This is a genomic window from Streptomyces sp. HNM0645, assembly GCF_030056615.1.
GTDB classification, from domain to species: Bacteria; Actinomycetota; Actinomycetes; order Streptomycetales; family Streptomycetaceae; genus Streptomyces; species Streptomyces marianii.
In genome coordinates, this window is the sequence record NZ_JASHLT010000004.1 from 107,481 (window position 1) to 130,806 (window position 23,326).

General features: G+C 70.9%; 22 protein-coding genes and 1 tRNA gene. 17 read left to right on the forward strand and 6 right to left on the reverse strand.

The window, feature by feature from the left end; all coding sequences use genetic code 11:
- Positions 1-10 precede the first annotated feature (10 nt).
- Both QMZ92_RS03775 and nudC read left to right on the forward strand, forming a co-directional pair.
- A complete protein-coding gene (locus QMZ92_RS03775) occupies positions 11-1,432 on the forward strand; it encodes a dipeptidase (protein ID WP_283295794.1) in 1,422 nt (473 codons plus the stop codon).
- A gap of 55 nt (positions 1,433-1,487) precedes the next feature.
- On the forward strand, positions 1,488-2,435 hold the full coding sequence (gene nudC, locus QMZ92_RS03780; protein ID WP_283295795.1) for an NAD(+) diphosphatase: 948 nt from the start codon (positions 1,488-1,490) through the stop codon (positions 2,433-2,435).
- Positions 2,436-2,573: 138 nt separating this feature from the next.
- Here nudC and QMZ92_RS03785 read toward each other — a convergent pair whose 3' ends face one another.
- A complete protein-coding gene (locus tag QMZ92_RS03785; protein WP_138053303.1) occupies positions 2,574-2,831 on the reverse strand; it encodes a mycoredoxin in 258 nt (85 codons plus the stop codon).
- 188 nt (positions 2,832-3,019) lie between these two features.
- On the opposite strand from QMZ92_RS03785, the gene QMZ92_RS03790 reads away from it, so the two are divergent.
- The 5 genes from QMZ92_RS03790 to QMZ92_RS03810 all read left to right on the forward strand — a co-directional run bounded on the left by QMZ92_RS03790 (position 3,020) and on the right by QMZ92_RS03810 (position 6,889).
- Positions 3,020-5,194, forward strand: a complete 2,175-nt coding sequence (locus QMZ92_RS03790) for an ATP-dependent DNA helicase UvrD2 (RefSeq protein WP_283295796.1) — start codon at positions 3,020-3,022, stop codon at positions 5,192-5,194.
- Positions 5,195-5,359: 165 nt separating this feature from the next.
- Complete coding sequence (locus QMZ92_RS03795) at positions 5,360-5,692, forward strand: hypothetical protein (protein ID WP_283295797.1); 333 nt, start codon at positions 5,360-5,362, stop codon at positions 5,690-5,692.
- A 170-nt stretch (positions 5,693-5,862) separates the two neighbouring features.
- On the forward strand, positions 5,863-6,231 hold the full coding sequence (locus QMZ92_RS03800; protein ID WP_093652527.1) for a WhiB family transcriptional regulator: 369 nt from the start codon (positions 5,863-5,865) through the stop codon (positions 6,229-6,231).
- Positions 6,228-6,554, forward strand: a complete 327-nt coding sequence (locus QMZ92_RS03805) for a putative WhiB-interacting protein (protein ID WP_502961986.1) — start codon at positions 6,228-6,230, stop codon at positions 6,552-6,554. Before QMZ92_RS03800 ends, QMZ92_RS03805 begins: the two co-directional genes overlap by 4 nt.
- 137 nt (positions 6,555-6,691) lie before the next feature.
- Entirely contained in the window at positions 6,692-6,889 is a 198-nt protein-coding gene (locus QMZ92_RS03810) for a hypothetical protein (protein WP_283295798.1), read from the forward strand.
- A 96-nt stretch (positions 6,890-6,985) separates the two neighbouring features.
- On the opposite strand, the gene QMZ92_RS03815 is transcribed toward QMZ92_RS03810, so the two are convergent.
- Positions 6,986-8,407, reverse strand: a complete 1,422-nt coding sequence (locus tag QMZ92_RS03815) for an ABC1 kinase family protein (protein WP_283295799.1) — start codon at positions 8,405-8,407, stop codon at positions 6,986-6,988.
- The gene (locus tag QMZ92_RS03820; protein ID WP_283295864.1) at positions 8,400-9,620 is read right to left on the reverse strand and encodes a ThiF family adenylyltransferase; all 1,221 of its coding nucleotides are present in this window, start codon (positions 9,618-9,620) and stop codon (positions 8,400-8,402) included. Before QMZ92_RS03820 ends, QMZ92_RS03815 begins: the two co-directional genes overlap by 8 nt.
- Before the next feature lie 280 nt (positions 9,621-9,900).
- Between QMZ92_RS03820 and QMZ92_RS03825 the strand changes: the two genes are divergently transcribed.
- From QMZ92_RS03825 to QMZ92_RS03840, 4 genes are all read left to right on the forward strand, one after another.
- Positions 9,901-10,497, forward strand: a complete 597-nt coding sequence (locus tag QMZ92_RS03825) for a M48 metallopeptidase family protein (protein ID WP_283295800.1) — start codon at positions 9,901-9,903, stop codon at positions 10,495-10,497.
- A 111-nt stretch (positions 10,498-10,608) separates the two neighbouring features.
- Positions 10,609-12,198, forward strand: coding sequence for a TerD family protein (locus QMZ92_RS03830; RefSeq protein ID WP_283295801.1), 1,590 nt, complete (start codon positions 10,609-10,611; stop codon positions 12,196-12,198).
- 13 nt (positions 12,199-12,211) lie between these two features.
- On the forward strand, positions 12,212-12,892 hold the full coding sequence (locus QMZ92_RS03835; protein ID WP_283295802.1) for an AIM24 family protein: 681 nt from the start codon (positions 12,212-12,214) through the stop codon (positions 12,890-12,892).
- Between the two features lie 19 nt (positions 12,893-12,911).
- Positions 12,912-13,667, forward strand: a complete 756-nt coding sequence (locus QMZ92_RS03840) for an AIM24 family protein (protein WP_283295803.1) — start codon at positions 12,912-12,914, stop codon at positions 13,665-13,667.
- Positions 13,668-13,894: 227 nt separating this feature from the next.
- On the opposite strand, the gene QMZ92_RS03845 is transcribed toward QMZ92_RS03840, so the two are convergent.
- Complete coding sequence (locus tag QMZ92_RS03845; protein ID WP_283295804.1) at positions 13,895-14,416, reverse strand: NUDIX hydrolase; 522 nt, start codon at positions 14,414-14,416, stop codon at positions 13,895-13,897.
- Positions 14,413-15,822: a zinc-dependent metalloprotease gene (locus QMZ92_RS03850; protein ID WP_283295805.1), complete on the reverse strand. Its 1,410-nt coding sequence runs from the start codon at positions 15,820-15,822 to the stop codon at positions 14,413-14,415. The genes QMZ92_RS03845 and QMZ92_RS03850 overlap by 4 nt, the downstream gene beginning before the upstream one ends.
- Positions 15,823-16,043: 221 nt before the next feature.
- Here QMZ92_RS03850 and QMZ92_RS03855 point away from each other — a divergent pair, with 221 nt between their 5' ends.
- From QMZ92_RS03855 to QMZ92_RS03870, 4 genes are all read left to right on the forward strand, one after another.
- Complete coding sequence (locus tag QMZ92_RS03855) at positions 16,044-17,156, forward strand: SDR family oxidoreductase (protein WP_283295806.1); 1,113 nt, start codon at positions 16,044-16,046, stop codon at positions 17,154-17,156.
- 111 nt (positions 17,157-17,267) lie between these two features.
- The gene (locus tag QMZ92_RS03860) at positions 17,268-17,726 is read left to right on the forward strand and encodes a molybdenum cofactor biosynthesis protein MoaE (RefSeq protein ID WP_283295807.1); all 459 of its coding nucleotides are present in this window, start codon (positions 17,268-17,270) and stop codon (positions 17,724-17,726) included.
- Between the two features lie 136 nt (positions 17,727-17,862).
- The gene (locus tag QMZ92_RS03865; protein WP_283295808.1) at positions 17,863-18,033 is read left to right on the forward strand and encodes a hypothetical protein; all 171 of its coding nucleotides are present in this window, start codon (positions 17,863-17,865) and stop codon (positions 18,031-18,033) included.
- 111 nt (positions 18,034-18,144) lie between these two features.
- Positions 18,145-19,233 (forward strand): YlbL family protein, encoded by a 1,089-nt coding sequence (locus QMZ92_RS03870; RefSeq protein WP_283295809.1) that lies wholly within the window; start codon positions 18,145-18,147, stop codon positions 19,231-19,233.
- Positions 19,234-19,349: 116 nt separating this feature from the next.
- On the opposite strand, the gene QMZ92_RS03875 is transcribed toward QMZ92_RS03870, so the two are convergent.
- Positions 19,350-19,907 carry a PPA1309 family protein gene (locus tag QMZ92_RS03875; RefSeq protein WP_283295810.1) on the reverse strand — a complete coding sequence of 186 codons (558 nt, stop codon included), beginning with the start codon at positions 19,905-19,907 and terminating at the stop codon, positions 19,350-19,352.
- A 178-nt stretch (positions 19,908-20,085) separates the two neighbouring features.
- Here QMZ92_RS03875 and QMZ92_RS03880 point away from each other — a divergent pair, with 178 nt between their 5' ends.
- Together QMZ92_RS03880 and QMZ92_RS03885 are read left to right on the forward strand one after the other, a co-directional pair.
- On the forward strand, positions 20,086-22,995 hold the full coding sequence (locus QMZ92_RS03880; protein ID WP_283295865.1) for a UPF0182 family membrane protein: 2,910 nt from the start codon (positions 20,086-20,088) through the stop codon (positions 22,993-22,995).
- 62 nt (positions 22,996-23,057) lie between these two features.
- A tRNA-Met gene (locus QMZ92_RS03885) sits at positions 23,058-23,131 on the forward strand.
- Positions 23,132-23,326 lie beyond the last annotated feature (195 nt).

Here is a 23,326-nt window from a genome sequence, read left to right on the forward strand (position 1 = left end):
GCTCGATGCCATGAGCGACACCCCGGACAACGCCGTCCGTACGTACATAGCGGAGCATCGCGCCGCATTCCTCGGCGACCTCGCCGAGTGGCTGCGCATCCCGTCCGTCTCCGCGCAGCCGGAGCACGACAAGGACGTACGGCGCAGCGCGGAATGGCTGGCGGCGAAGCTCACGGAGACCGGCTTCCCCACCGCCGAGGTCTGGGAGGTCCCCCCGGCCGCGCCGGGCGAGGCCCAGGGAGCTCCGGCGGTCTTCGCCGAATGGCCGTCCACCGACCCGGACGCCCCCACAGTGCTCGTCTACGGACATCACGACGTGCAGCCCGCTGCCCGGGAGGACGGCTGGGACACCGATCCGTTCGAGCCGGTCGTCAGGGACGGCCGGATGTACGGCCGCGGCGCCGCCGACGACAAGGGCCAGGTCTTCTTCCACACCCTCGGCGTGCGCGCCCACCTCGCCGCCACCGGCCGTACGAGCCCGGCCGTCAACCTCAAGCTCCTCGTCGAGGGCGAGGAGGAGTCCGGATCGCCGCACTTCCGCGCCCTGGTCGAGCAGCGCCGGAGCCGGCTCGCCGCCGACGTCGTGATCGTCTCCGACACGGGGATGTGGTCGGAGACGACCCCCACCGTTTGCACCGGCATGCGCGGCCTCGCAGACTGCGAGATCGCGCTGTACGGACCGGACCAGGACATCCATTCCGGTTCCTTCGGCGGCGCCGTGCCCAACCCGGCCACCGTCGCCGCGCGGATCGTCGCGGCCCTGCACGACGAGCACGAGCGGGTGGCGGTCCCCGGGTTCTACGAGGGTGTCCGCGAGCCGACCGCCACGGAACGCGAACTCCTCGCCGAACTGCCGTTCGACGAGTCCGAGTGGCTGCGTACGGCCAAGTCGTACGGGACGTTCGGCGAGGCGGGCCACACCACCCTGGAGCGCATCTGGACCCGCCCGACCGCCGAGGTCAACGGTATCGGCGGCGGCTACCAGGGGCCCGGGGGCAAGACGATCATCCCGGCCTCGGCGCGGCTGAAGCTCTCCTTCCGGCTCGTCGCCGGTCAGGATCCGGACCGGGTGGAGGAAGCGGTCCGCACCTGGGTCGCGTCCCGGGTCCCCGCCGGTATCCGCCACGAGATCGCTTTCGGTGCGGCGACCCGGCCCTGCCTCACACCGCTGGACCACCCAGCCCTGCAGTCGCTCGCCCGGTCGATGAGCCGTGCCTTCGACGGGCAGAAGATCCGCTTCACGCGGGAGGGCGGTTCGGGGCCCGCCGCCGACATCCAGGACGTGCTCGGTGCGCCGGTGCTGTTCCTGGGTATTTCCGTGCCGTCCGACGGCTGGCACGCGCCCAATGAGAAGGTCGAACTGGCCCTGCTGCTGAAGGGCGTCGAAACCGCCGCGTACCTGTGGGGCGACCTGGCCGGCGCCCTCCAGTGAGAGACAACCGGTCATCCGCAGAAAACCGGTCAACCCGGGGGAGTGGGAAGCACCTGTGAGCACCTTCGATCACGTCGCCGACGGCCGTTCCATCGGCCTGACGGCGCCCAGCGGCATCGACCGCGCCGCACACCACCGACTCGACGAGGCCTGGCTGGCGGCTGCCTGGAGCCACCCGACGACACGTGTGTTCGTCGTCTCCGGCGGTCAGGTGCTGATCGACGACACCCCCGACGGCCGCACCGAACTGGTGACGACCCCGGCCTTCGAGGCGCCTCCCACCGAGACCCACCGCTACTTCCTCGGCACCGACGAGGACGGCGTCAGCTACTTCGCCCTCCAGAAGGACTCGCTCCCCGGCCGCATGGACCAGTCCGCCCGCCCGGCCGGGCTGCGCGAGGCCGGTCTGCTGCTGTCCCCGAGGGACGCGGGACTGATGGTGCACGCGGTGGCCCTGGAGAACTGGCAGCGGCTCCACCGCTTCTGCTCACGCTGCGGCGAGCGGACCGTCATCGCGGCCGCCGGGCACATCCGCCGCTGCCCGGCCTGCGGCGCCGAGCACTATCCCCGCACGGACCCCGCCGTGATCATGCTCGTCACGGACGAGGACGACCGCGCGCTGCTCGGCCGCCAGGTCCACTGGCCGGAGGGCCGCTTCTCCACCCTCGCCGGCTTCGTCGAGCCCGGCGAGTCCATCGAGCAGTCGGTGATCCGGGAGGCGTACGAGGAAGCGGGCGTCACCGTCGGCGAGGTCGAGTACGTCGCCAGCCAGCCGTGGCCCTTCCCGTACAGCCTGATGCTCGGCTTCATGGCCCGTGCCACCTCGTCGCAGATCTCCGTGGACGGCGAGGAGATCCACGAGGCCCGCTGGTTCTCCCGGGAAGACCTGTGCGCCGCCTTCGAGTCCGGGGAGGTCCTGCCCCCCTACGGGATCTCGATCGCCTCACGGCTGATCGAGCTCTGGTACGGAAAGCCGCTGCCGAAGCCGGGCTCGCCCACCTGAGGCCGCCCCGACTTCCGTGCCACCGCCGGGCCGCGCCGTCTGTGCCCGGTGCGGCCCGGGCCGTGCGTTCCGGCACGACGACGCCCCCTCCGGTGGTCTCCACCCGAGGGGGCGTTTCGTCGGTGCGGGGCCGGTGCGTCAGATCGCGAGGGCCTGCTTCACCTGAGCCAGGCTGGGGTTCGTCATGACGATGTCCTCGCCGCCGTTCGGCGGCACCACGAGGACGGTCGGCACGGTCTGGTTGCCGTTGTTCGCCTTCTCGACGAACGCGGCCGACTGCGGGTCCTGCTCGATGTTGATCTCGACATACGAGATCCCCTCGCGGTCCAGCTGGCTCTTCAGCCGCCGGCAGTAGCCGCACCAGGTGGTGCTGTACATCGTCAGAGTTCCCTGCATGTCTCCCGCTCCTCTGGGCCGGTGGGGGTGGGTGCCCCACGGGGGTTTCCGGGGATTGAACGTACGCGACCCCGCCGCCATTCCCCATTCCCGGTGGTACCGGTACTACCAGTACCAGCGGTATGACCGATCCCGTCCCCTGTGGACAACCGTCCCGGTGATCTCGCCGGACCTGGCAGCATGGCGGGGTGACAGCAGCAACGCACTCCTCCCTCTTCCCTCAGGTCCCCGAGTCCGCCGACGCGGTGCTCGACGGGCTCGACCCCGAGCAGCGGGCGGTGGCGACCGCCCTGAGCGGCCCGGTGTGCGTCCTGGCCGGCGCAGGTACGGGCAAGACGCGGGCGATCACCCATCGCATCGCTTACGGAGTGCGTGCGGGGATACTCCAGCCTGCGAGTGTGCTGGCCGTCACGTTCACCAACCGCGCCGCGGGGGAGATGCGAGGCCGGCTGCGGCAGCTCGGAGCGGGCGGGGTGCAGGCCCGCACGTTCCACTCGGCGGCCCTCCGCCAGCTCCAGTACTTCTGGCCGAAAGCCGTCGGTGGGGAGCTGCCGAGGCTGCTGGAGCGCAAGATCCAGCTCGTCGCCGAGGCGGCTGCCCGCTGCCGTGTGCGGCTCGACCGCAACGAGCTCAGGGACGTGACCAGCGAGATCGAATGGGCCAAGGTCACCCAGACCGTCCCCGCCGACTATCCGGCCGCGGTAGCCAAGTCCCTCAGGGACGCGCCTCGTGACCCGGCGGAGATCGGCCAGATCTATGCGCTGTACGAGCAGCTGAAGCGCGACCGCTCGGTGATCGACTTCGAGGACGTCCTGCTGCTCACGGTCGGTATCCTCCAGGACCGCCACGACATCGCCGACCAGATCCGCCGCCAGTACCAGCACTTCGTGGTCGACGAGTACCAGGACGTGTCGCCGCTCCAGCAGCGGCTGCTGGAGCTGTGGCTCGGCGACCGGGACAGCCTGTGCGTCGTGGGCGACGCCAGCCAGACCATCTACTCCTTCACCGGCGCCACCCCCGATCATCTGCTGGACTTCCGCACCCGTCACCCCGGGGCGACGGTGGTGAAGCTCGTGCGCGACTACCGGTCGACCCCCCAGGTCGTCCACCTGGCCAACGGTCTGCTGGGGCAGGCGCGCGGCCGCGCCGCCGAGCACCGGCTGGAACTGGTCTCGCAGCGCGACCCCGGCCCGGATCCTTCCTACACGGAGTACGCGGACGAGCCCGCCGAGGCCGAGGGCACCGCCCGCCGGATCCGCGACCTGATCGCCGCGGGCGTCCCGGCCGGTGAGATCGCCGTGCTGTTCCGGGTCAACGCCCAGTCCGAGGTCTACGAGCAGGCCCTCGCCGACGCGGGCGTGCCGTACCAGCTGCGCGGCGCGGAGCGGTTCTTCGAGCGCGCCGAGGTCCGGGAGGCCGGGGTCGCGCTCAGGGGAGCGGCTCGCGCCGGGGGGAACGACGCCCTGCTGGACGACGCGGAGGACCTGCCCTCGCAGGTCAGGGCCGTGCTGTCCACCAAGGGCTGGAGCACCGAGCCCCCCGCCGGCTCGGGCGCGGTGCGCGACCGCTGGGAGTCGCTGGCCGCGCTCGTCAGGCTGGCCGAGGACTTCGCCCGTGCCAGGCCCGGGGCCGGACTCGTCGACCTCGTCGCCGAGCTCGACGAGCGCGCCGCCGCCCAGCACGCCCCGACCGTCCAGGGCGTCACCCTGGCCTCGCTCCACTCGGCCAAGGGCCTGGAGTGGGACGCCGTGTTCCTGGTCGGACTCACCGAGGGGATGATGCCGATCACCTACGCCAAGACCGACGAGCAGGTCGAGGAGGAACGCCGGCTCCTGTACGTCGGCGTCACCCGCGCCCGACTCCATCTGTCGCTCTCCTGGGCGCTGTCCCGCTCGCCCGGGGGCCGCGCCTCCCGCCGCCCCACCCGCTTCCTGAACGGGCTCAGGCCGGGCTCCGCGGCCCCCGGTACCCGAACGGCCGGTGGTGCCGGAGGAATCGAGCGCGGCGCCGGAGGACGGCGGAAGCGCCGCGGACCTGTGCTGTGCCGGGTGTGCGGCAAGACGCTCACCGACGCGGGCGAGATGAAGCTGATGCGCTGTGAGGACTGCCCCTCCGACATGGACGAGGCGCTGTACGAGCGGCTGCGCGAGTGGCGTTCGGAGCAGGCCAGGGAGCTGGGCCAGCCGGCGTACTGCGTCTTCACCGACAAGACCCTGATGGCGATCGCCGAGGCCGTGCCCGGCAGCGAGGGGGAGCTCGCGGGGATCTCGGGCGTGGGCGGACGCAAGCTGGGCCGCTTCGGTGCCGATGTCCTGGCCATCTGCGCAGGCCAGGAGGTCGGTGGGAGCGACGAGGACGACTGATGCAAACTCGTCGAGAAAATAGTTTGCGCGCGCGCCAGTCATCCCCATAGGTTCTTAACCACGGGAACGGCGGCTTCTCCGAAGCCCTGTTGCCGTGCTGTACTTATCCGAATACATGTGATCGGCCCCGGCCGGTCCCCGAGACGCCGAGAGGAGGCGATTCCAGTGATCAGCATCTACACCAGCTCCATCCGTACGACCGTCAAAATGACCGATCGCTCGGTCGTCTCCGCCTGCTCGCTCGACCTCTCCGGTTCGGCGTTCATTGCCACCGGTCTGTCCGGCTACGCGGCCGGTCGGCCGGTCGCCCTCGGCGCGGGTCTGCCCGTCCGGGAGCGCAATGAGCGACCGACCAAGGCACTGGAAGCAGGAGCAGTGGCGGCGGAGGCCAAGGCCTGCGCTCTCGCGGCGGCCAGTGCCGGAACCCAGAAGCAGACGACGCAGCACCACACGATGTGGGCCTTCCGTGGGCTCGAACCCTGGAGTGATCCAGCCTGATCCAGGATCAGGCCGGCGCCTTCAGGGCCGCGGAACCCCACCCGGGATCCGCGGCCCTTCTGTTTTCCCCGATGAGGAAACAGAGCGAAGGGGCCTCGGGACCAGCAAGACCCGGTACCAGCCGAAGCCCGGTCCACAGACCGGACAGAACAGACGAGGAAAACACCACCGTGCAACTCGAAGCGCACGCCCCGTCCGTACCGCCTTCCGAAACGATCCCCCCGCCCGGCCTCACGGAGGACTCCACCTTGACCCCCCTCACTGCGCTCACCGCGCTCGACGACGCCATCGAGAACCTCGGCGTCCCCGTTCCCTGCCGTTCATACGACCCGGAGGTCTTCTTCGCCGAGTCGCCGGCGGACGTCGAGTACGCCAAGTCCCTCTGCCGCACCTGCCCCCTGGTCGAGGCCTGCCTCGCCGGCGCCAAGGAGCGGCGTGAGCCTTGGGGCGTCTGGGGCGGAGAGCTCTTCGTCCAGGGTGTGGTCGTCGCCCGCAAGCGGCCGCGTGGCCGTCCGCGCAAGAACCCGGTCGCGGCATGATCGCGCACCCAGGCACCGTCGACCGTCCCCTCAAGCACGATCCCCAGAAGCAGGCCCCGATGACCTCTTCCACCAGCGAGCCGTCCGGCTCCGCGACCCCGTACGTCACCACCATCGGCGCGAACGCCTCGCGTCAGAACAGGACCCGTGAGATGCAACTCATCCCAGAAGCCCTGGCCCGTGCGCATATGCACGAGCGCCTGCGGGAAGCCGAGGCGGAGCGCCGGGCCATGCGCCTGGTGGCTGCTCGGCGGATGCACCGGCGTGCCGAGCGCGCGTCCCTGCGCGCCCGCCGTGCGCTGGCCATGGCCGTCATGCAGTAATCCGGAGTCGGGCCGCCGCCACCGACTGCGGCCCGACCATCCGATGAATCAGTGCCTCCCGCGGGGGCCGGTCCGAGGGACCGGCCCCCGCGGTGCGTTGTCCCCTCCCGTACGCCCTGCGGGGTTATCGTCGCGTGGTGGACGAACAGACTCATCACCCTGCCCAGCCGGGTGCCGAGAACGTCGTGTGTTCCCGGTGCGGCGCGGTCGCCGAGGGTACTCCTCCCACCTGGATCTGCTCCGTGGAGAACGGCCGACGGCACTACTTCTGCGAGGAGTGCGCCCGGGCCAATATCAGGGCCATCGAGGGACGGCTCGACTCGTCCTGGTGGTGAGCGTCCCTCGGGCCGGGCCCCTTGCTCCGGGCCGGACCCACCCGCCCGGTCCCGACCGGGGGAGCCCGTGCCGCGCCCGACCGGGGCCCGGGAAGGTCAGACCTCCGCCGCCACGTCGCCGGCCCCGGTGTCCGCGTCGGCGGAGGTCTCCGTGCCGGTGCCGGACTCGGGGCCGGCCAGGAAACCGGGCAGCCAGGACTCCAGTTCGTGCCGCAGCCGTACGGTCGCGTTCAACTGGCACAGCACGCCAATCGTGCTCAGCGTCACACGGTGGATCAGCAGATAGGCCGGCGGGAGGTTGAGCTGCTTGCCCAACTGGTGTGCGGGAGACCGCGGATCGGCTATCCGCGCCGCCTGGGTCCGCATCCAGCCGCGGGTGAAGGTGAACCGGTCCGCCTCCGCGGGTTCGATGATCGGCAGCAAGTACTCCAGCACGGCGTCCGGGTCGAGGTCGACCGACTCCTTGACGAAACCCTCCTCGCACAGCACCCCGTAGACCGCGTCGGCCTCTCCCTCCAGCGTCATCCGGAGGGAGTCGCCGATGGTCCTGGGCAGTCCACCGGGCAGCCGGTCCACCGTGCCGAAGTCCAGGACACCGAGCCGCCACTCGGCCGGATCCCCTTCGCCCTCGGAGGCACCGGCCGCGGGGAGCAGCCGGAAGTTCCCCGGATGGGGGTCGGCGTGCAGCAGCCCCGTCCGCGCGGGGCCGGAGAACAGGAACCGGGCCAGCAACTGGCCGGCGCGGTCGCGCTGCTCCTGGGTGCCGTCGCTGATCACCTCTGCCAGCGGTGTCCCGTCGATCCACTCCGTGACCAGCACCTGGTCTGCCTGGTGCACCACGCCGGGCACCACCACGTCCGGGTCGCCCGCGAACTCCGCCGCGTGCTCCCGCTGGGCCCGGGCCTCCAGGTCGTAGTCCAGCTCCTCCGCGACCCGGTCGTGCAATTCGGCGATCAGCGGCTTGATGTCCATCCCCGGGATCAGCGGTCCCAGCAGGCGGGCGAACCGGCTCAACTGGGACAGGTCCGAAAGCAGAGCCGCTCCGGCCCCGGGGTACTGGACCTTCACCGCGACCTCGCGCCCGTCGTGCCAGACGGCGCGGTGGACCTGGCCGATGGACGCGGCCGCCGCCGGCTTGTCCTCGAACTGCAGGAAGAGTTCACGCCAGTCCTCGCCCAGCCGCTCGGCCAGTGCCTCGTGGACCGTGTGCGTCGGCATCGGGGGAGCGGCGTCCTGGAGTCTGGTCAGTGCGGCCCGGTAGGGCCCGGCCACCTCCTCGGGCAGGGCCGACTCGAAGACGGACAGGGCCTGCCCGAACTTCATCGCGCCGCCCTTCAGTTCGCCGAGCACCTTGAACAACTGTTCCGCCGTGCGCTGTTGCAGCTCGCGAGCCACGATCTCCGCGGACTTGCCGCCGATCCGCTTGCCCAGGCCCCAGGTGGCACGGCCGGCGAAACTCAGCGGCAGAGCAGCCAGCTTGGCCGTACGGGTGACCGCCTTCCGGGGAAGATCAGACATGTGCCCCTCCATTTCCCAGCTGCCGTGCCGTGTCGGCCATCTGGCACTCCGTCGACGCCGCTGCCCCGGCCATTGTGTCGTGTGTCGTCCCCGCCCCAGAGGCGCGCTCCCCCTCAGTCTGCCCAGCCGCCCCGCAAGGGCAGTCACGGTGGGCCTCGATGCGTCTCGAGCGCCACTCGAGCAGCGGCAGCGACACCTCCCACCGGGTCCCCGTGCTGGCGGGCAGTTCACCGTCCAGGAACGACAGGGCATGTGAGGCGGTCATACCCGCTACCGTCGTGGCGAGTCCGAGGTCACACGGCCCCGGGCCCGTCTCCCGGTGGCGGGGCGTGCGCCACTGGGCCGCCATCCGCGGCCACACCGGATCCCGGTCGGCCCGGCGCAGCGCCAGGCAGCCGGCGCACGCCGTGCCCCCGGGCAGCACCAGTGGACCCACCACGCCGGACGCCTCGGCAACACCCGCGTACAGATGGGGAGTCCCGGTGGCCAGCCAGTCCTCGGCGGTCGCCGGATCCGGCACATACGCCGCGAGGCCGTCGCGCGGTGCGACGATCACCAGCGAGAGCGGCGGTGGCTCCGCCGGCCCGCCGTCGGACCGGCGGGGAGCGCGCGGCGCTCTGCCCGGGGCGGACCGGCGCACGACCTGTTGAGCGGACACGGCCCTGCGCTCGCCCACCGCCTCCGCGGGCACCCCGCCCGGCGCCACGTCCCACGGCTCCACGCGGCCCCCGTCCAGCACCTCCACCTGCCCCACCCCGGAGGCGGACAGCACGGCCGCCACCGCCGCGCCCACCCGTCCCGCACCCCGCACCTGCACCCGCACGGCGCCCCGGGCGGCCAACCGGGCCGCACCGCCGCCCGGTTCGGGATGGACCACCGAGAGCGACGCCAGGTCGGGGCGCAGCCGGTCGTAGGCTCCCGTCCGCTTCCGCAGTGCTGCGGCCGCCGGGCCGCCGCCCGTCGCGTCGTCCACCAGGCCCGCCTCCGCCAGCCGCTCCAGCAGGGCGTCCACATGGCCGTCGGGAAGTCCTATCGCCCGGGCCTCTTCACACAGCCGGGGCAGCCCCCGCGTGCCGTCGAACAGCGACAGCAGACTTCCGGTCGCCGTGTCCACCGGCCCCAGCACCACGGCATGCGCCGCCGTCACTCCGAACTGCACATTTCGCAGGTCCCGCCATGCCTGCCGCAGCGCAGGCTTCACCACCGGATGCACATCCGCCCCCGTTCGCACGCCGTTCCGTACGCGCTCGGTTCATGCTCCGTGCGCGCTCCGTTCGCCCGTCCCGCCGGTGCCGAGTCCGGCGGGATCCATCTCGTACGGCATCAGAATGCACGTCCGTACCGTGCGGCGGAAAAAGTTGTCCACAGGTGTGGGGCATTAGTCATCCAAATGAGGCGTCCCATATTGTTGATCAAGCTTGGGTCGTTCCGACGGCCGGCCCCGAACCGCCCGGGGGCGGGACTTCCCCTGCTCCAACGGGTACCGTCGGGGCGTGTCCGCCGACCGACCGCTCCGTGCCCGGAGCCAGCAGCGCAGCACGACCGCCCAGCCGCCCCACCACTCCGCGACGAGCGCGGTCGAGGTCCGCCGGAGCGCCAGGCGCCGCAGAACGGTCTCCGCCTACCGGGACGGCGACCGGACCGTGGTGCTGATCCCGGCCCGGATGTCCGAGGCGGAGGAACAGCGCTGGGTGACGCTGATGCTGGACAAGCTCGCCGCCCAGGAGAGCAAGCGGACACTCGGCGACGGGGAACTCGCCGAGCGCGCCCGGCGGCTGTCGGAGCAGTACCTGGATGGCCGCGCAGGACCGGCGTCGGTGCGCTGGGTCACCAACCAGAACACCCGCTGGGGATCCTGCACCCCCGCGGAGGGCAGCATCCGCCTCTCGCACCGGCTGAAGGGCATGCCCGAGTACGTCGTGGACTACGTGCTCCTCCACGAACTGGCCCACCTCCTCGTGCCCGGCCACGGGCCCCGCTTCTGGCGGCTCCTGGAGTCGTACCCGCGCACCGAGCGGGCCCGCGGCTACCTGGAAGGCGTGGTCGCCGCGGACCGTCTGCCCCATCTCCCTGTCGCCCGCGGAGAGTGAGTCCCGCCGATCCTGTACCGAACGCGTCCCGGCTTGGCTCAATGTCGCCGCAAGCGGTTAGCCTGGCGCGACGCAATCGCATTTCGTCGGGATGGGGGACGGTCGTTACGCATGGCCAGGGAATTCCAACGCGGCCACAAGGCCAAGATCAGTGACCTGACGGCGGGGACCGATCTGTACGTGGGTGTGCAGATCTCCGCTCCCGGGCTGTCCTTCGACATCAGCTGCTTCGGTCTCGACGCCAACGAGCAGCTGTCGGACGACCGTTATTTCGTCTTTTTCAACCAGCCGAAAACGCCCGAGGAGTCCGTCCAGCTGCTCGGCTCGCAGGCCGGCGACACGGAGTCGTTCCGCGTCACGCTCGACCGGGTTCCGGCGCACATCCACAAGCTGTCGTTCACCGCGACGGTCGACGGCACCGGTCAGATGTCGCAGATCGGCCCCGGTTACATCCGGATCGTGGCGGGCGGGGAGGAGGTCGTCCGGTACTCCTTCACCGGCTCGGAGTTCTCCACCGAGCGCGCCGTGATGCTGGGCGACTTCTACCTCAAGGACGTATGGCGGTTCGCGGCCGTCGGCCAGGGCTTCGACGGCGGTCTCGACGCGCTGCTGAAGAACTTCGGCGGTGAGGTGGCCGAGGAGGAGCCCGCTGCGCAGCAGGGCGTGCCCGGGTTCGCCCCGCCGGCCGCTCCCGCTCCCGCCCCGTCGTTCGGTGTCCCCGCAGGCCCCCCGGCCCCGCAGGCTCCCCAGGCGCCGCAGCCCGGGCCCGCGTTCGGCGCGCCGGCGGCTCCCGCACCCACCGCGGCGAACCCGCAGATGCACGCGGCGCCGACGATCGCGGCCCCGATGACTCCGCCCGCCGGCACGGTACCGCCCCAGGCGCCACCGTCCCCGTACGGACAGCCCCCGCAGCAGCCGCAGTTCGGGCACGTCCCGGGGCCGCCGCCGGCCCAGGTGCCCGGAGCGCCGGCCCCCTACGGGCAGCAGCCCGCAGCCCCGTACGGTCAGCCTGGTGCACCCCAGGGCGTCCCGCAGACCGGCGCGGGCCTCCAGGCGGCCCTCCAGCCCTACAAGGAGCTGCCCACCGGTCAGCGGTGGACCCCGCAGAACCAGCAGCTCATGCGCGTCGACCTGGGCATGGGCGGCACGCCCGTGCTCGCCCGCCAGGGCAGCATGGTCATGTACCAGGGCAAGGTCGACTTCGGCTACAAGGGCGCCGGCTTCTCCGGCCGGATCGTCGGCAACGCCACGGGCCAGGAGATGCAGCTGATGCGCTGCAGCGGCCGCGGCCAGGTCTTCCTCGCCGAGGAGGGCGCGCATCTGCACCCCATCGAGCTCCAGGGGGACGCGATCTGCGTCTCCGCGGAGAACGTGCTCGCCTTCGACGAGTCGCTGCAGCACGAGGTCCGCCGCATCGAGGGACACGGCATCCCCGGCGGGGCGCTGTTCACGATGCAGTTCCAGGGCACCGGAACTGTCGTCGTCAAGACCCACGGCATCCCGGTGGTCCTCCCGGTCACGCCCACCACGTTCGCCGACTCCAACGCCGTCGTGGCCTGGTCGGCGGCCTCCCAGGTGATCCTCTCCAGCCAGGTGCGACTGCGTCGCAACGCCTACCCGGGCCACAGCGGGGAGACCGTGAACCTCCAGTTCCGGGGCGCCCCCGGCAACTTCATCGTCGTCCAGCCCTACGAGGTCTGAGGGAGCCCGGAGAATGAACCAGCAACTCGCGGGCTTCGCCCCGACACCCGTGGCGGCCCGGATGGAGAACCACGGCCGCACCATGCTCAAGGTCGCGATGGCCTCGGGCCAGGACCTGTTCGCCCGTGCCGGCTCGATGGTCGCCTACGAGGGCTTCGTCCAGTACGAGCCGAACCCGGCCGCCGTCCGGCAGGTCGCCGGCCAGTGGGTCACCGGCGAGGGCGCGCCCATCATGAAGTGCTCCGGTGACGGGCTGCTCTACCTGGCCGATTACGGCGCGGACGTCGTGGTCGTCAACCTCGACAACGACTCGATCTCGGTCAACGGCACCAACCTGCTCGCCTTCGACGCGCATCTGCAGTGGGGCGTCGAGCGGGTCAAGGGCCTCGCCAAGTTCGCAGGCCAGGGGCTGTGGAACGTCACGGTCGCCGGCACCGGGTGGGTCGCGATCACCTCGCGCGGCACACCGATCGTCGTCGACTGCGGCAGCGGCGAGGACGAGACCTACGTCGACCCGGACGCCCTCGTCGCCTGGTCACCGAACCTGAAGGTGAAGGGCAAGCGCAGCTTCAAGGCCTCCTCCCTCATCGGGCGGGGCAGTGGGGAGGCCTACCAGATGGCCTTCTCGGGCCAGGGCATGGTCGTCGTACAGCCGAGTGAGGACAGCACCGACCGACTGCGGGTCCGGGGCTGAGGGGGAGCGAGAACACATCATGCAGAGCCCGCTTTTCAGCCACGCGGAACAGCAGTCCCAGGAGCGCTACGTCGTCCAGAACCCGCAGCTCCTGCGGGTCGCGCTCACCGGGCACGACGACGTCCTCGCCCGCAAGGGCGCGATGGTCGCCTACCAGGGACTGATCGACTTCGACGGCGAGTACGAGTCGAGGAACCAGCGCAACGCCCGTGCGCGCACCGGCGAGGGCCTCGACCTCATGCGCTGCTCGGGGCAGGGCACGGTCTACTTCGCCAACCTCGCCCAGTACGTCCACGTGGTGGACGTCGATCAGGACGGCATGACGGTCGACAGCGCCTACGTGCTGGCGCTGGACTCCACGCTGAACACGGAGGTCATCGCCGTGGACAGTCAGTACGGCATCTCCGGTTCCGGGAAGTACCAGCTCAACATCTCGGGGCGGGGCAAGGTCGCGCTGATGACCTCGGGACAGCCGCTCATGATGCAGGTCACCCCGGACAAGTACGTCAACGTGGACGCCGACGCGATCGTCGCCTGGTCGTCCTCGCTGCGGGTGCAGATGCAGGCTCAGACCCACTCCACCGGCGTCTGGCGGCGGCGGGGCAGCACGGGAGAGGGCTGGGAACTGAGCTTCCTCGGTCAGGGGTTCGCCCTCGTCCAGCCCAGTGAGGTCCTGCCGCCGCAGCACTCCCAGGTCGGCCAGGGTGCACGGGCCCAGTTCGGTATGGGCCAGCACGGATCCCACAGCCAGAACCAAAGCAACGTCTGGAACTGAGCACGGCGACCGGCCGGAGCGGTCCGCGAGGACGACAGCCCCGGCCGGTCGGACACCGATCCGTCCGGTCTCGGTCCGTCCGCCTCGGTCCAGCGGCGGCCGGTCGCATCCCGACCTGCCCGGGCCCCGGCGCGACGGCATGCTCGCGGACCGGTACCGCGCCGTCCCGATCCCCGGCCCCGGGGAGCGGGACCGGTGGGCAGACGGTCTCCGGAGCCGGGCCCTGGTCAGAGCCGCGCCCGGGTCCGCTCCAGGAGGTGTAGGACCGACGCGTCGGCGACGCTCGCCACTTCCTCGTAGCCGAACCACCGCAGATCGAGCGACTCGTCACTGATCGCCGGAGCCGCGCCGGGCGGCGCCAGCGCCGCGTACTGCACGTCCAGGTGCCAGTGGCACGGCGCCGGGATCGCATGCCGGTCCAACGTCACGGGGCCGCCCGGCAGCAGGGTCAGCCCGGGGATGCCCGACTCCTCGGTCGCCTCGCGCAGTGCCGCGTCCGCGAGCGTGGCGTCCCCCGGCTCGCAGTGGCCGCCCATCTGCAGCCACCTGCCCAGCTTCCTGTGCAGGGTCAGCAGCACCCGCTCCCGCGCCGGGTCCACGACCAGAGCGCTGGCCGTGAGATGCCCGGCGCCGCACGCCTTCCACATGCCGTCGGGATGGTTTGCCAGATGGTCCAGGTACGTCCGGCGCAGCTCTTCCCCGCCGTCGTACTCCTCGAGCACACGGACGGCGTCGTCGTACAGGCTCACTTGTCGGTGTCGTCCCCGTCCCGGCCCTCGGCCGCCTCGCCGAGCATCTTGTCGAGCTCCGAGAAGTCGAGCTGCTCACGGTGGACGAACCCGTCCGGATCGTCGAGGTCCGTGGCCGTCGGCAGCATGTCCGGGTGCGCCCAGAGGCCGTCGCGGCCGTCCATGCCGCGGGCGTCGGTGAGCGAAGCCCACAGCCGGGAGGCGTCCCGCAGTCGGCGCGGACGCAGCTGGAGACCGATGAGCGTGGCGAACGTCTGCTCGGCGGGGCCACCCGAGGCGCGGCGCCGGCGAAGGGTCTCGCGCAGGGCGCCCGCCGACGTCAGCCTGTTCTTGGCCGCGTCGTGCACCACGGCGTCCACCCACCCCTCCACCAGGGCGAGCGCGGTCTCCAGACGGGCGAGCGCGGCCTTCTGCTCGGGGGTCTCCTCCGGCTGGAACATGCCTTGCTGGAGCGCCTCCTGCACCTGCTCGGGGTGCGCGGGGTCGAACTGCCCCACCACGTCCTCGAGCTTGGACGTGTCGACCTTGATCCCGCGGGCGTACCCCTCGACCGCGCCGAAGAGGTGCGAGCGCAGCCACGGAACATGGGCGAAGAGCCGCTGGTGGGCGGCCTCGCGCAGCGCCAGGTACAGCCGGATCTCGTCCTTGGGGACGCCCAGGTCCCTGCCGAACGCCTCGATGTTCAGCGGGAGGAGCGCGGCCTTCCCGGCCGGCCCCAGCGGCAGGCCGATGTCCGTCGAGCCCACCACCTCGCCCGCCAGCACGCCGATGGCCTGGCCGATCTGCTGGCCGAACATGGCGCCGCCCATGGAGCGCATCATGCCGATCAGCGGTCCGGCCATGGCCTGCATCTCCTCGGGCAGCACATCGCCCATGGCGACGCCGACGCGCTCGGCGACGGGGTCGACGAGCTGCTGCCACGCGGGAAGCGTCGCCTCGACCCACTCCGCGCGGCTCCACGCCACGGCGCTGCCGGCGCCGGAGGGCAGGGACGTCGCACCGTCGAGCCACAGATCGGCGAGGCGTACGGCCTCCTCGACCGCGGCGCGCTCACCGGGGCCGACGCTGGAGTCCTTCGTGCCCTCCTGCGTGCCCTGGGAGACCGTCTGCCGGGCGATCTGCTTCGCCATGTCCCAGTTCACCGGACCGCCCTCGTAGCTCAGCATCTGGCCGAGCTGCTGGAAGGCCGCTCCGAGGTCGGTCGGGTTCAGCGAGCCGAACATCGCGGCGAACGGATTGTCCGCGCCGCCGCCCGGGCCGCCCGGGAACCCGAACCCGAAGGGGTTGGCCGGGCCGCCCTGGCCGCCGGAGCCCTGCCCACCTCCGGCGGGGTCCTTCTTCTTGCCCTCGTCGCCGTTCTCCGGCTCCTCCGGCGGAAGGCCGAATCCGAATGGGGTGTCACTCACGGGTTTCCTCGGCTCGTAGGGCCACCGGCTTCCCGCCGGCGGCGAATGCCCGACAACACCACCAGCCTAAGCGGCGCCCGGCCGGCGGCGGAGGCGTCGACATGTGAAGCCGGACATGGACTGGATGCTCCACTGGCTCACGGCCTGCGGCAGGATGGACGCCACCTCGTACGTACACGTCTGTCCGCGCACGTACTGAAGACAACCGCTGGAGACGCCCGGTGAGTTCCCCAGATCCGCAGGTTCGCGCTACGCGAAACCCTTCGACCCCGGTCACGGGACGCGGCCCCGTGGTCGCGGTGACCGGCGCCGCCTCCGGCGTCGGTGACCTGCTGACCAGGCGCCTCGTCGCGTCGGACGACATCGGCCGGGTCATCGCGGTCGACGAACGCCGGGGCGACGTGCCCGAGGCGCACTGGCACGTCCTGGACGTGCGCGACCCGGCGATCGCCGAGAAGTTCCGCGGCGCCGACGTCGTCGTGCACCTGGCGCTCGACCTGGACCTCGAGACCGACGCGGCGGCACGGAGCGCGTACAACGTACGCGGTACCCAGACCGTGCTCACCGCCGCCGCGGCCGCGGGCGTCCACCGGGTCGTGCTGTGCACCTCGGCGATGGTCTACGGGGCGCTGTCCGACAACGACGTCCCGCTCTCGGAGGACGCGGAACTGCGCGCCACGGCGGAGGCCACGGGCGTCGGCGACCTCCTGGAGATCGAGCGCCTGGGCCGCCGCGCCCCGCGCGCGCATCCCGGCCTGAACGTCACGGTCGCCAGGCCCACCGTGCTGGTCGGTGGCACCGACACGGCGCTCACCCGCTACTTCGAGTCGCCGAGGCTCCTCGTCGTCGCAGGATCCCGCCCCACCTGGCAGTTCTGCCATGTCGAGGACCTGGTGAGCGCGCTGGAGTACGCCGCCCTGGAGAAGGTCGACGGGGAGTTCGCGGTCGGCTGCGACGGCTGGCTGGAGCAGGAGGAGATCGAGGAACTCAGCGGCATCCGGCGCATGGAGCTGCCCTCGGCGGTCGCCCTCGGGGCCGCGGCGCGGCTGCACCGGATCGGCCTCACCCCCTCGCCGGCGGGCGACCTCGCGTACACCATGCACCCGTGGGTCGTCAGCGTCGGCAGGCTGCACGACGCCGGCTGGCGTCCCCAGTGGACCAACGAGGAGGTGCTCGCCGCGCTGCTGGAGGAGGTCCAGGGCCGGCACACCGTCGCGGGCCGCCGTCTCGGCCGCAAGGACGCCACCGCCGCGGCGGGCGCCGCGGGCGCGACCGTCGCCCTGCTGGGCACGGCGGCCCTGGTACGCCGCGCCCGCAAGCGCCGGGGGCTCTAGCGGCTGCCGCCCCGGGCCGGGCTCCTGCTGTAGGAGGCTCCAACCCCCGTCGCCGCCCGCCGGTCGAAAGCGCTATTCCGCCTTGTCGGCGGTGTACGGCACGATGGCTGCATGGGACGCACGAACGATCACCCGGGCGAGCAGGCGGCGGAGGACCCGATCCGGCTGCTGGCGATCAGGGACACCCCGCTCTCCGTCGACGAGGTGTTCCGCGCCGTGGCCGATGCGGCTGCCGGTGGCACGGCGCTCTTCGTGGGCACCGTGCGCAACCACGACGGCGGCGCGGACGTCGACGCGCTGGGCTATTCGTGCCACCCCACCGCCGAGGCCGAGATGCGCCGTGTCGCGGAGAAGGTCGTCACCGAATACCCTGTCCGGGCCCTGGCGGCCGTCCACCGCGTCGGCGACCTGGAGATCGGGGACCTGGCCGTGGTCGTCGCCGTCTCGTGCCCGCACCGGGGGGAGGCGTTCGAGGCGTGCCGGAAGCTGATCGACGACCTCAAGCACGAGGTCCCGATCTGGAAGCACCAGCAGTTCTCGGACGGCACGGAGGAGTGGGTCGGCGCGTAATCGCGCCGTTCAGCGGCCCCGGGCCCGATTTGCGCAACCACCCCCCCGGCACGAGCGTTGAAGCGACAAACGGTTAATCTGCTGATCGGTCGGCTGTACGGGCAGTTGTTCCAGCTCATGGGGTAGGGAGGTCGTGATGGCGGCACTCGCTTGGTTGCTGATCCCGCTTTTCGCTGCCATCGGCGCGGCGATATGGGGAAGCTGGGCATCGAGGAACCGGACCACCGGCGATGTCGCGGAACTCGCCGGCTACGCACGGTTCCGGGACGCGATGGAGAAGTCCCATTCCGGGACGGACCCCGTCTGACGCCACCGATCCCCGGGGGCCTCGCCGGCCGCCCCGTCGCGAGTCCGCGTCGGGCCCCGTACGGACCGGCCCGACGGGTGCACTGACGGACCGGTCCCGTACTGTCGTTCCATGCCACGCCGCACAGCGACGATGCTCGCCTCCACCCTGGTCCTCATCGTGCTGCTCTGCGTGGGCGTGCTCATGACCCCGCCCTACTCGGAGATGACACCCGGTCCCACCGTGAACACCCTCGGTGACTCCGGTGGCGAGCCGGTGCTGCAGATCTCCGGCCGCAAGACCCATCCGACCTCCGGACACCTCAACATGACGACGGTCCGGGTCACGGGCGCGGACTACCGGATGAACCTGGCCGAGGTCGTGTACGGCTGGCTGGCCCATGACAACGTCGTGGTGCCGCACGAGACGCTCTATCCGGACGGCAAGACCGAGGAGCAGTCGAACCAGGAGAACGCGGAGGAGTTCAGCCAGTCCCAGGAGAGCGCCAAGGTCGCGGCCCTGCGCGAGCTGGGGATCCCGGTGGAGTCCCGTGTCGTCGTCTCCTCGATCCGCAAGGACAGCCCGGCGCAGGGCACGCTGCACGCGGGCGATGTGATCAAGGCCGTCGACGGCACGCCGGTGAAGAAGCCGGACGACGTCTCGAAGGCCGTCGTCAAGCACGAACCCGGCGACAAGGTGACCTTCACGATCGTCCCGGCCAAGGAGGCGGCCGCGGCCGAGAAGGCCGGCAAGGAGCCGACGGGATCCCAGGACGTGCAGGTCGGAACGGTGCGTTCGAAGCAGGCCAAGCGCACGATCGTGGGCATCACGGCCGGTACGGACCACACCTTCCCGTTCGCCATCGACATCAAGCTGGCGGACGTGGGCGGCCCGAGCGCCGGGCTGATGTTCGCGCTCGGCATCGTCGACAAGCTCACCCCGGCCGACCTCACGGGAGGCAAGTTCATCGCCGGCACGGGCACGATCGACGACCAGGGCGTGGTCGGCCCCATCGGCGGCATCGAGATGAAGCTCGTCGGCGCGCGGAACGCGGGTGCGGAGTACTTCCTGACGCCCAGCGACAACTGCGCCGCGGCTGCCTCCGACATCCCCGAGGGTCTGACGCTGGTCAGGGTGAAGACCATCGACGACGCGACGAAGTCCCTGAAGAAGATCCGCAGCGGGAGGACCGCCGGTCTGCCCAGTTGCTCCAAGAGCTGAGAAGAGCCCCTGGAACTCGCCCGGGGACGGGGTACCGCGGGACCGGGTTCCGCGGGGACGGAACGCGCAAGGAGGGAGGGGGCGTGCCGCGACCACGGCGCGCCCCCTCCGCGCTGCTACGCCTCGAACGTGGCCGAGAGGGCGTCCGCCAGCCCCGGCACCAGGTCCGCACCGGTCAGCACCTCGGTTGCGGAGTCCTTCTCCCGCAGCCGCAGTGCCGACTCACGGGCGCCGTCCCGCAGCACCGCCACGGTCATCCGGACTTCCTGGCGGTCCGGATGCGCGGCCACCCACTGGGCCAGGCCCGCCTCGTCGAGGCCCTCGGGGACGGAGGTCTCCGCCGACGGCGGCAGCATCAGTCGCTCCACGGTGAGTGCGCATCCCGCCACCGCGTCGGGCCAGGCGATCGTTCCGAGGAACTCGTCGAGCGGGGCGCCGGAGGGGATCTCGTCCTGCTCGACCGGGGTCAGCGGAGCGGCCGCTTCCCCGTCGTCGAGACCGAGCTGGGCGGCGAGGTCCGGCTCCTGGGTGCGCAGCTGTGCGGTGTCGACGAGGGCGAAGAGCCGGGCCGGCTGGTCCCAGCCGAGGCCGGACGCGTACTCGTCGATTTCGAGCACCGCGCGGGTCAGCGGGCTCGCGGCCATCGGGGGGCCGCCGGGGGAAACATTGGACATGCTCAATATCCTGCCTCCTTCGGCCCCGGAGTCGGGAACTAGGTAAAGCCTCAGTAAGTTGCATGAGTGGGCTCTACGATCGCGTGGGCCTACCGCACAGGGTGCCGGACGCATGGGACGGCACCCGGACAACGCATTACACGACCGCGACTTCGAGGGGCGCACGTTGGCTTTCCAGATGCCGGACCGCGGCGGAGGCCCGACCGGGCCACGGATCAGAGTGGGCCGGCCGTCCCGGCGCGTACGGACGCTGCTGATGACGCTCGGCGTGCTGGCCGTGCTCGCCATGGCCTTTGTCATGTTCGCCGGGTTCTGGACCGACTGGCTCTGGTACCGCTCGGTGAAGTACTCGTCGGTGTTCACCACGACCCTCTGGACCAAGATCGGTCTGTTCGCGGTCTTCGGCCTGCTGATGGCCGCCGCGGTCGGGTTGAACATCTGGCTGGCGCACCGGCTGAGGCCGCCGCTGAGCGCGATGTCGCTCGAGCAGCAGAGCCTCGACCGGTACCGGATGGGCATCGCCCCGTACAAGCAGTGGGTGCTCCTCGGGGTCACCGCGCTCGTCGGGCTGATCGCCGGAGCGTCCGCGTCCTCCCAGTGGCGCACATGGCTGATGTGGGTCAACGGCGTGCCGTTCGGCCAGAAGGACCCCCAGTTCGGGATGGACGTGGCGTTCTACGCCTTCGACCTCCCCTGGTACCGGTTCCTGCTGGGCTTCGGCTTCGCCGCAGCCGTGCTCTCCCTGATCGCCGCGGTCCTCACCCACTACCTCTACGGCGGGCTGCGCGTCACCAGCCCGGGGGCTCGGGCCACCGCAGCGGCCACCGGCCACCTTTCGGTGCTGCTCGGCTTCTTCGTCGCGCTCAAGGCCGTGGCGTACTGGCTGGACCGCTACGGCCTGGCCGTGAAGTCCAGTGACTTCAAGGCCGCGGGCAACTGGACGGGCCTGCGGTACGTGGACGCGAACGCGTATCTGCCCGCGAAGACGATCCTGTTCTGCATCGCCGTCATCTGCGCCGTGCTGTTCTTCGCGACGCTGTGGCGGCGCACCTGGCAGCTGCCGGTGATCGGCTTCGGGCTGATGGTGCTCTCGGCCATCCTCATCGGCGGCCTGTACCCGGCCATCGTGCAGAAGTTCCAGGTCCAGCCGAACGAGCAGGCCAAGGAATCCCCGTACATCAAGAAGAACATCGATGCCACGCGCAAGGCGTACGGCATCGACGCGGCGAAGTCCGAGAACTACGGGGGCAAGGGCGACCCGAAGCGGAAGACCGAGCAGCGCGAGCAGGCCGCCACGGCCGCAAGCTACCGGCTCGTCGACTCGAACATCGTCTCGCCCGCCTTCCAGCAGCTCCAGCAGGAGCGCAAGTACTACCAGTTCCCGGCGACCCTCGACGTGGACCGGTACACCGGCCCCGACGGCAAGCCGCAGGACACGGTCATCGGTCTGCGCGAGCTCAACATCAAGGGCATCCCCAAGCGCAACTGGATCAACGACCACTTCACCTACACCCACGGCTACGGCGCGATCGCGGCCAAGGGCACGAACACGATCACCAATGAGGACCAGGGCACGGTCGGCGCCCCGGACTTCATCGAGTCCGGCCTGCCCACCAAGGGCCAGCTCGGCACGTACGAGCAGCGGGTCTACTACGGCGAGAAGACCGAGCAGTACTCGATCGTCGGCGGCCCGCAGAAGGAACTGGACTACGAGAAGAACGGTGAGGTGACCACCAGCTTCAAGGGCAAGAGCGGGGTCGACCTCTCCGGACCCTTCAACCGGGCCGCGTACGCGGTGGCGTTCAGCGAGCCGCAGATCCTCTACTCCGGGGCCATCGGCGACGGTTCGCGGATCCTCTACAACCGCACGCCCAAGGAGCGCGTCGAGGCGGTGGCCCCGTGGCTCACCATCGACGGGGACGCCTATCCGGCGGTGGTCGACGGCCGTATCAAGTGGATCGTCGACGCCTACACCACGACGAACGGGTACCCCTACGCGTCGCGTACGACGCTCGGGGACACCACGGCCGACTCGCTGACCGACAGCCAGCGGGCCGTCGTCGCGCAGCAGAACCAGGTGAACTACATCCGCAACTCGGTGAAGGCCACCGTCGACGCCTACGACGGCACGGTCGACCTGTACCAGTGGGACACCAAGGACCCGGTCCTGAAGACCTGGATGAAGGCCTTCCCGGACACGGTCAAGCCGAAGAACGAGATCGCGCCGGACCTGCTGGCCCACCTCCGGTACCCGCAGGACATGTTCAAGGTCCAGCGCGAGCTGCTCACGCGGTACCACGTGACCGACCCCGAGCAGTTCTACACCGGCAGTGACGCCTGGCAGGTGCCGAACGACCCGACGCAGAAGGACGGCAGCGCGGTCCCGCCGTACTACCTGAGCCTGAAGATGCCGGGCGAGCAGGAGCAGAAGTTCTCGCTGACGACGACGTTCACGCCCAGCGGACGGCCCAACCTGGGCGCGTTCATGGCCGTCGACGCCGACGCGAACAGCAAGGGGTACGGCTCGATCAGACTGCTGAGGGTGACCTCGACCGTGCAGGGCCCCTCGCAGGTGCAGAGCGAGCTCAACAGTGTTCCGGAGGTCGCGACGTTCGTCCGTGACCTGCGGGGCACCGACTCCGAGATCGACTACGGCAACCTGCTCACGGTCCCGCTGGACGGAGGTTTCCTGTACGTCGAGCCGGTGTACGCCCGAGGCGGCGCCGCCAACTACCCGCTGCTGAAGAAGGTGGCGGTGTCCTACGGCGGCAAGCCGGTCTTCAAGGACAGCCTGACGGAGGCGCTGAACTCGGTGTTCGGAGTGGAGGGTGCCGAGCCGCCGCCCACGACGCAGCCGCCGACGGAGCCGGGTGACACCACGCCCCAGCCGCCGGCGACGGGCAGCGCGGCGCTGAAGCAGGCCATCGCGGACGCCCAGAAGGCGTACGAGGCGGGCCAGGAGGCGCTCAAGAAGAACGACTGGACGGCGTACGGCAAGGCCCAGGCGGATCTCCAGGCGGCGCTCGAACGGGCGGCGGCAGCACAGTCGCAGGCCCCCGGCGCACCGTCGCGTAAACCCGGAGGCTGACCGAACGGGTGGTTTGCCGGACGGGCTCCACCCCGCACCGTGGTACTGTAGGTACACAACGACGCGGGGTGGAGCAGCTCGGTAGCTCGCTGGGCTCATAACCCAGAGGTCGCAGGTTCAAATCCTGTCCCCGCTACTGAGATCGAGGGCCCGGATCCATCAGGATCCGGGCCCTCGGCGTGTGTCAAGGGCGGTTGTTCCCGAAGCGTGTCCCGTTTGGGGCGAGTTGAGTCCGGCGTCCTGAGGTGGCGGGTGTTTGGCTTGTCTCTCTGTGGGCATGTCGACAAAACGCTGAAGTGACCTCACTGGCTGCGGTATACCAGGTGTACGC

Coding starts and splice junctions, on each gene's coding strand:
- QMZ92_RS03775 (WP_283295794.1), top strand. CDS start 11: ATGAGCGACACCCCGGACAACGCCGTCCGTACGTACATAGCGGAGCAT.
- QMZ92_RS03785 (WP_138053303.1), bottom strand. CDS start 2,831: ATGCAGGGAACTCTGACGATGTACAGCACCACCTGGTGCGGCTACTGC.
- QMZ92_RS03805 (WP_502961986.1), top strand. CDS start 6,228: ATGATCGCGCACCCAGGCACCGTCGACCGTCCCCTCAAGCACGATCCC.
- QMZ92_RS03815 (WP_283295799.1), bottom strand. CDS start 8,407: ATGTCTGATCTTCCCCGGAAGGCGGTCACCCGTACGGCCAAGCTGGCT.
- QMZ92_RS03830 (WP_283295801.1), top strand. CDS start 10,609: ATGGCCAGGGAATTCCAACGCGGCCACAAGGCCAAGATCAGTGACCTG.
- QMZ92_RS03835 (WP_283295802.1), top strand. CDS start 12,212: ATGAACCAGCAACTCGCGGGCTTCGCCCCGACACCCGTGGCGGCCCGG.
- QMZ92_RS03840 (WP_283295803.1), top strand. CDS start 12,912: ATGCAGAGCCCGCTTTTCAGCCACGCGGAACAGCAGTCCCAGGAGCGC.
- QMZ92_RS03860 (WP_283295807.1), top strand. CDS start 17,268: ATGGGACGCACGAACGATCACCCGGGCGAGCAGGCGGCGGAGGACCCG.
- QMZ92_RS03865 (WP_283295808.1), top strand. CDS start 17,863: ATGGCGGCACTCGCTTGGTTGCTGATCCCGCTTTTCGCTGCCATCGGC.
- QMZ92_RS03870 (WP_283295809.1), top strand. CDS start 18,145: ATGCCACGCCGCACAGCGACGATGCTCGCCTCCACCCTGGTCCTCATC.
- QMZ92_RS03875 (WP_283295810.1), bottom strand. CDS start 19,907: ATGTCCAATGTTTCCCCCGGCGGCCCCCCGATGGCCGCGAGCCCGCTG.
- QMZ92_RS03880 (WP_283295865.1), top strand. CDS start 20,086: ATGCCGGACCGCGGCGGAGGCCCGACCGGGCCACGGATCAGAGTGGGC.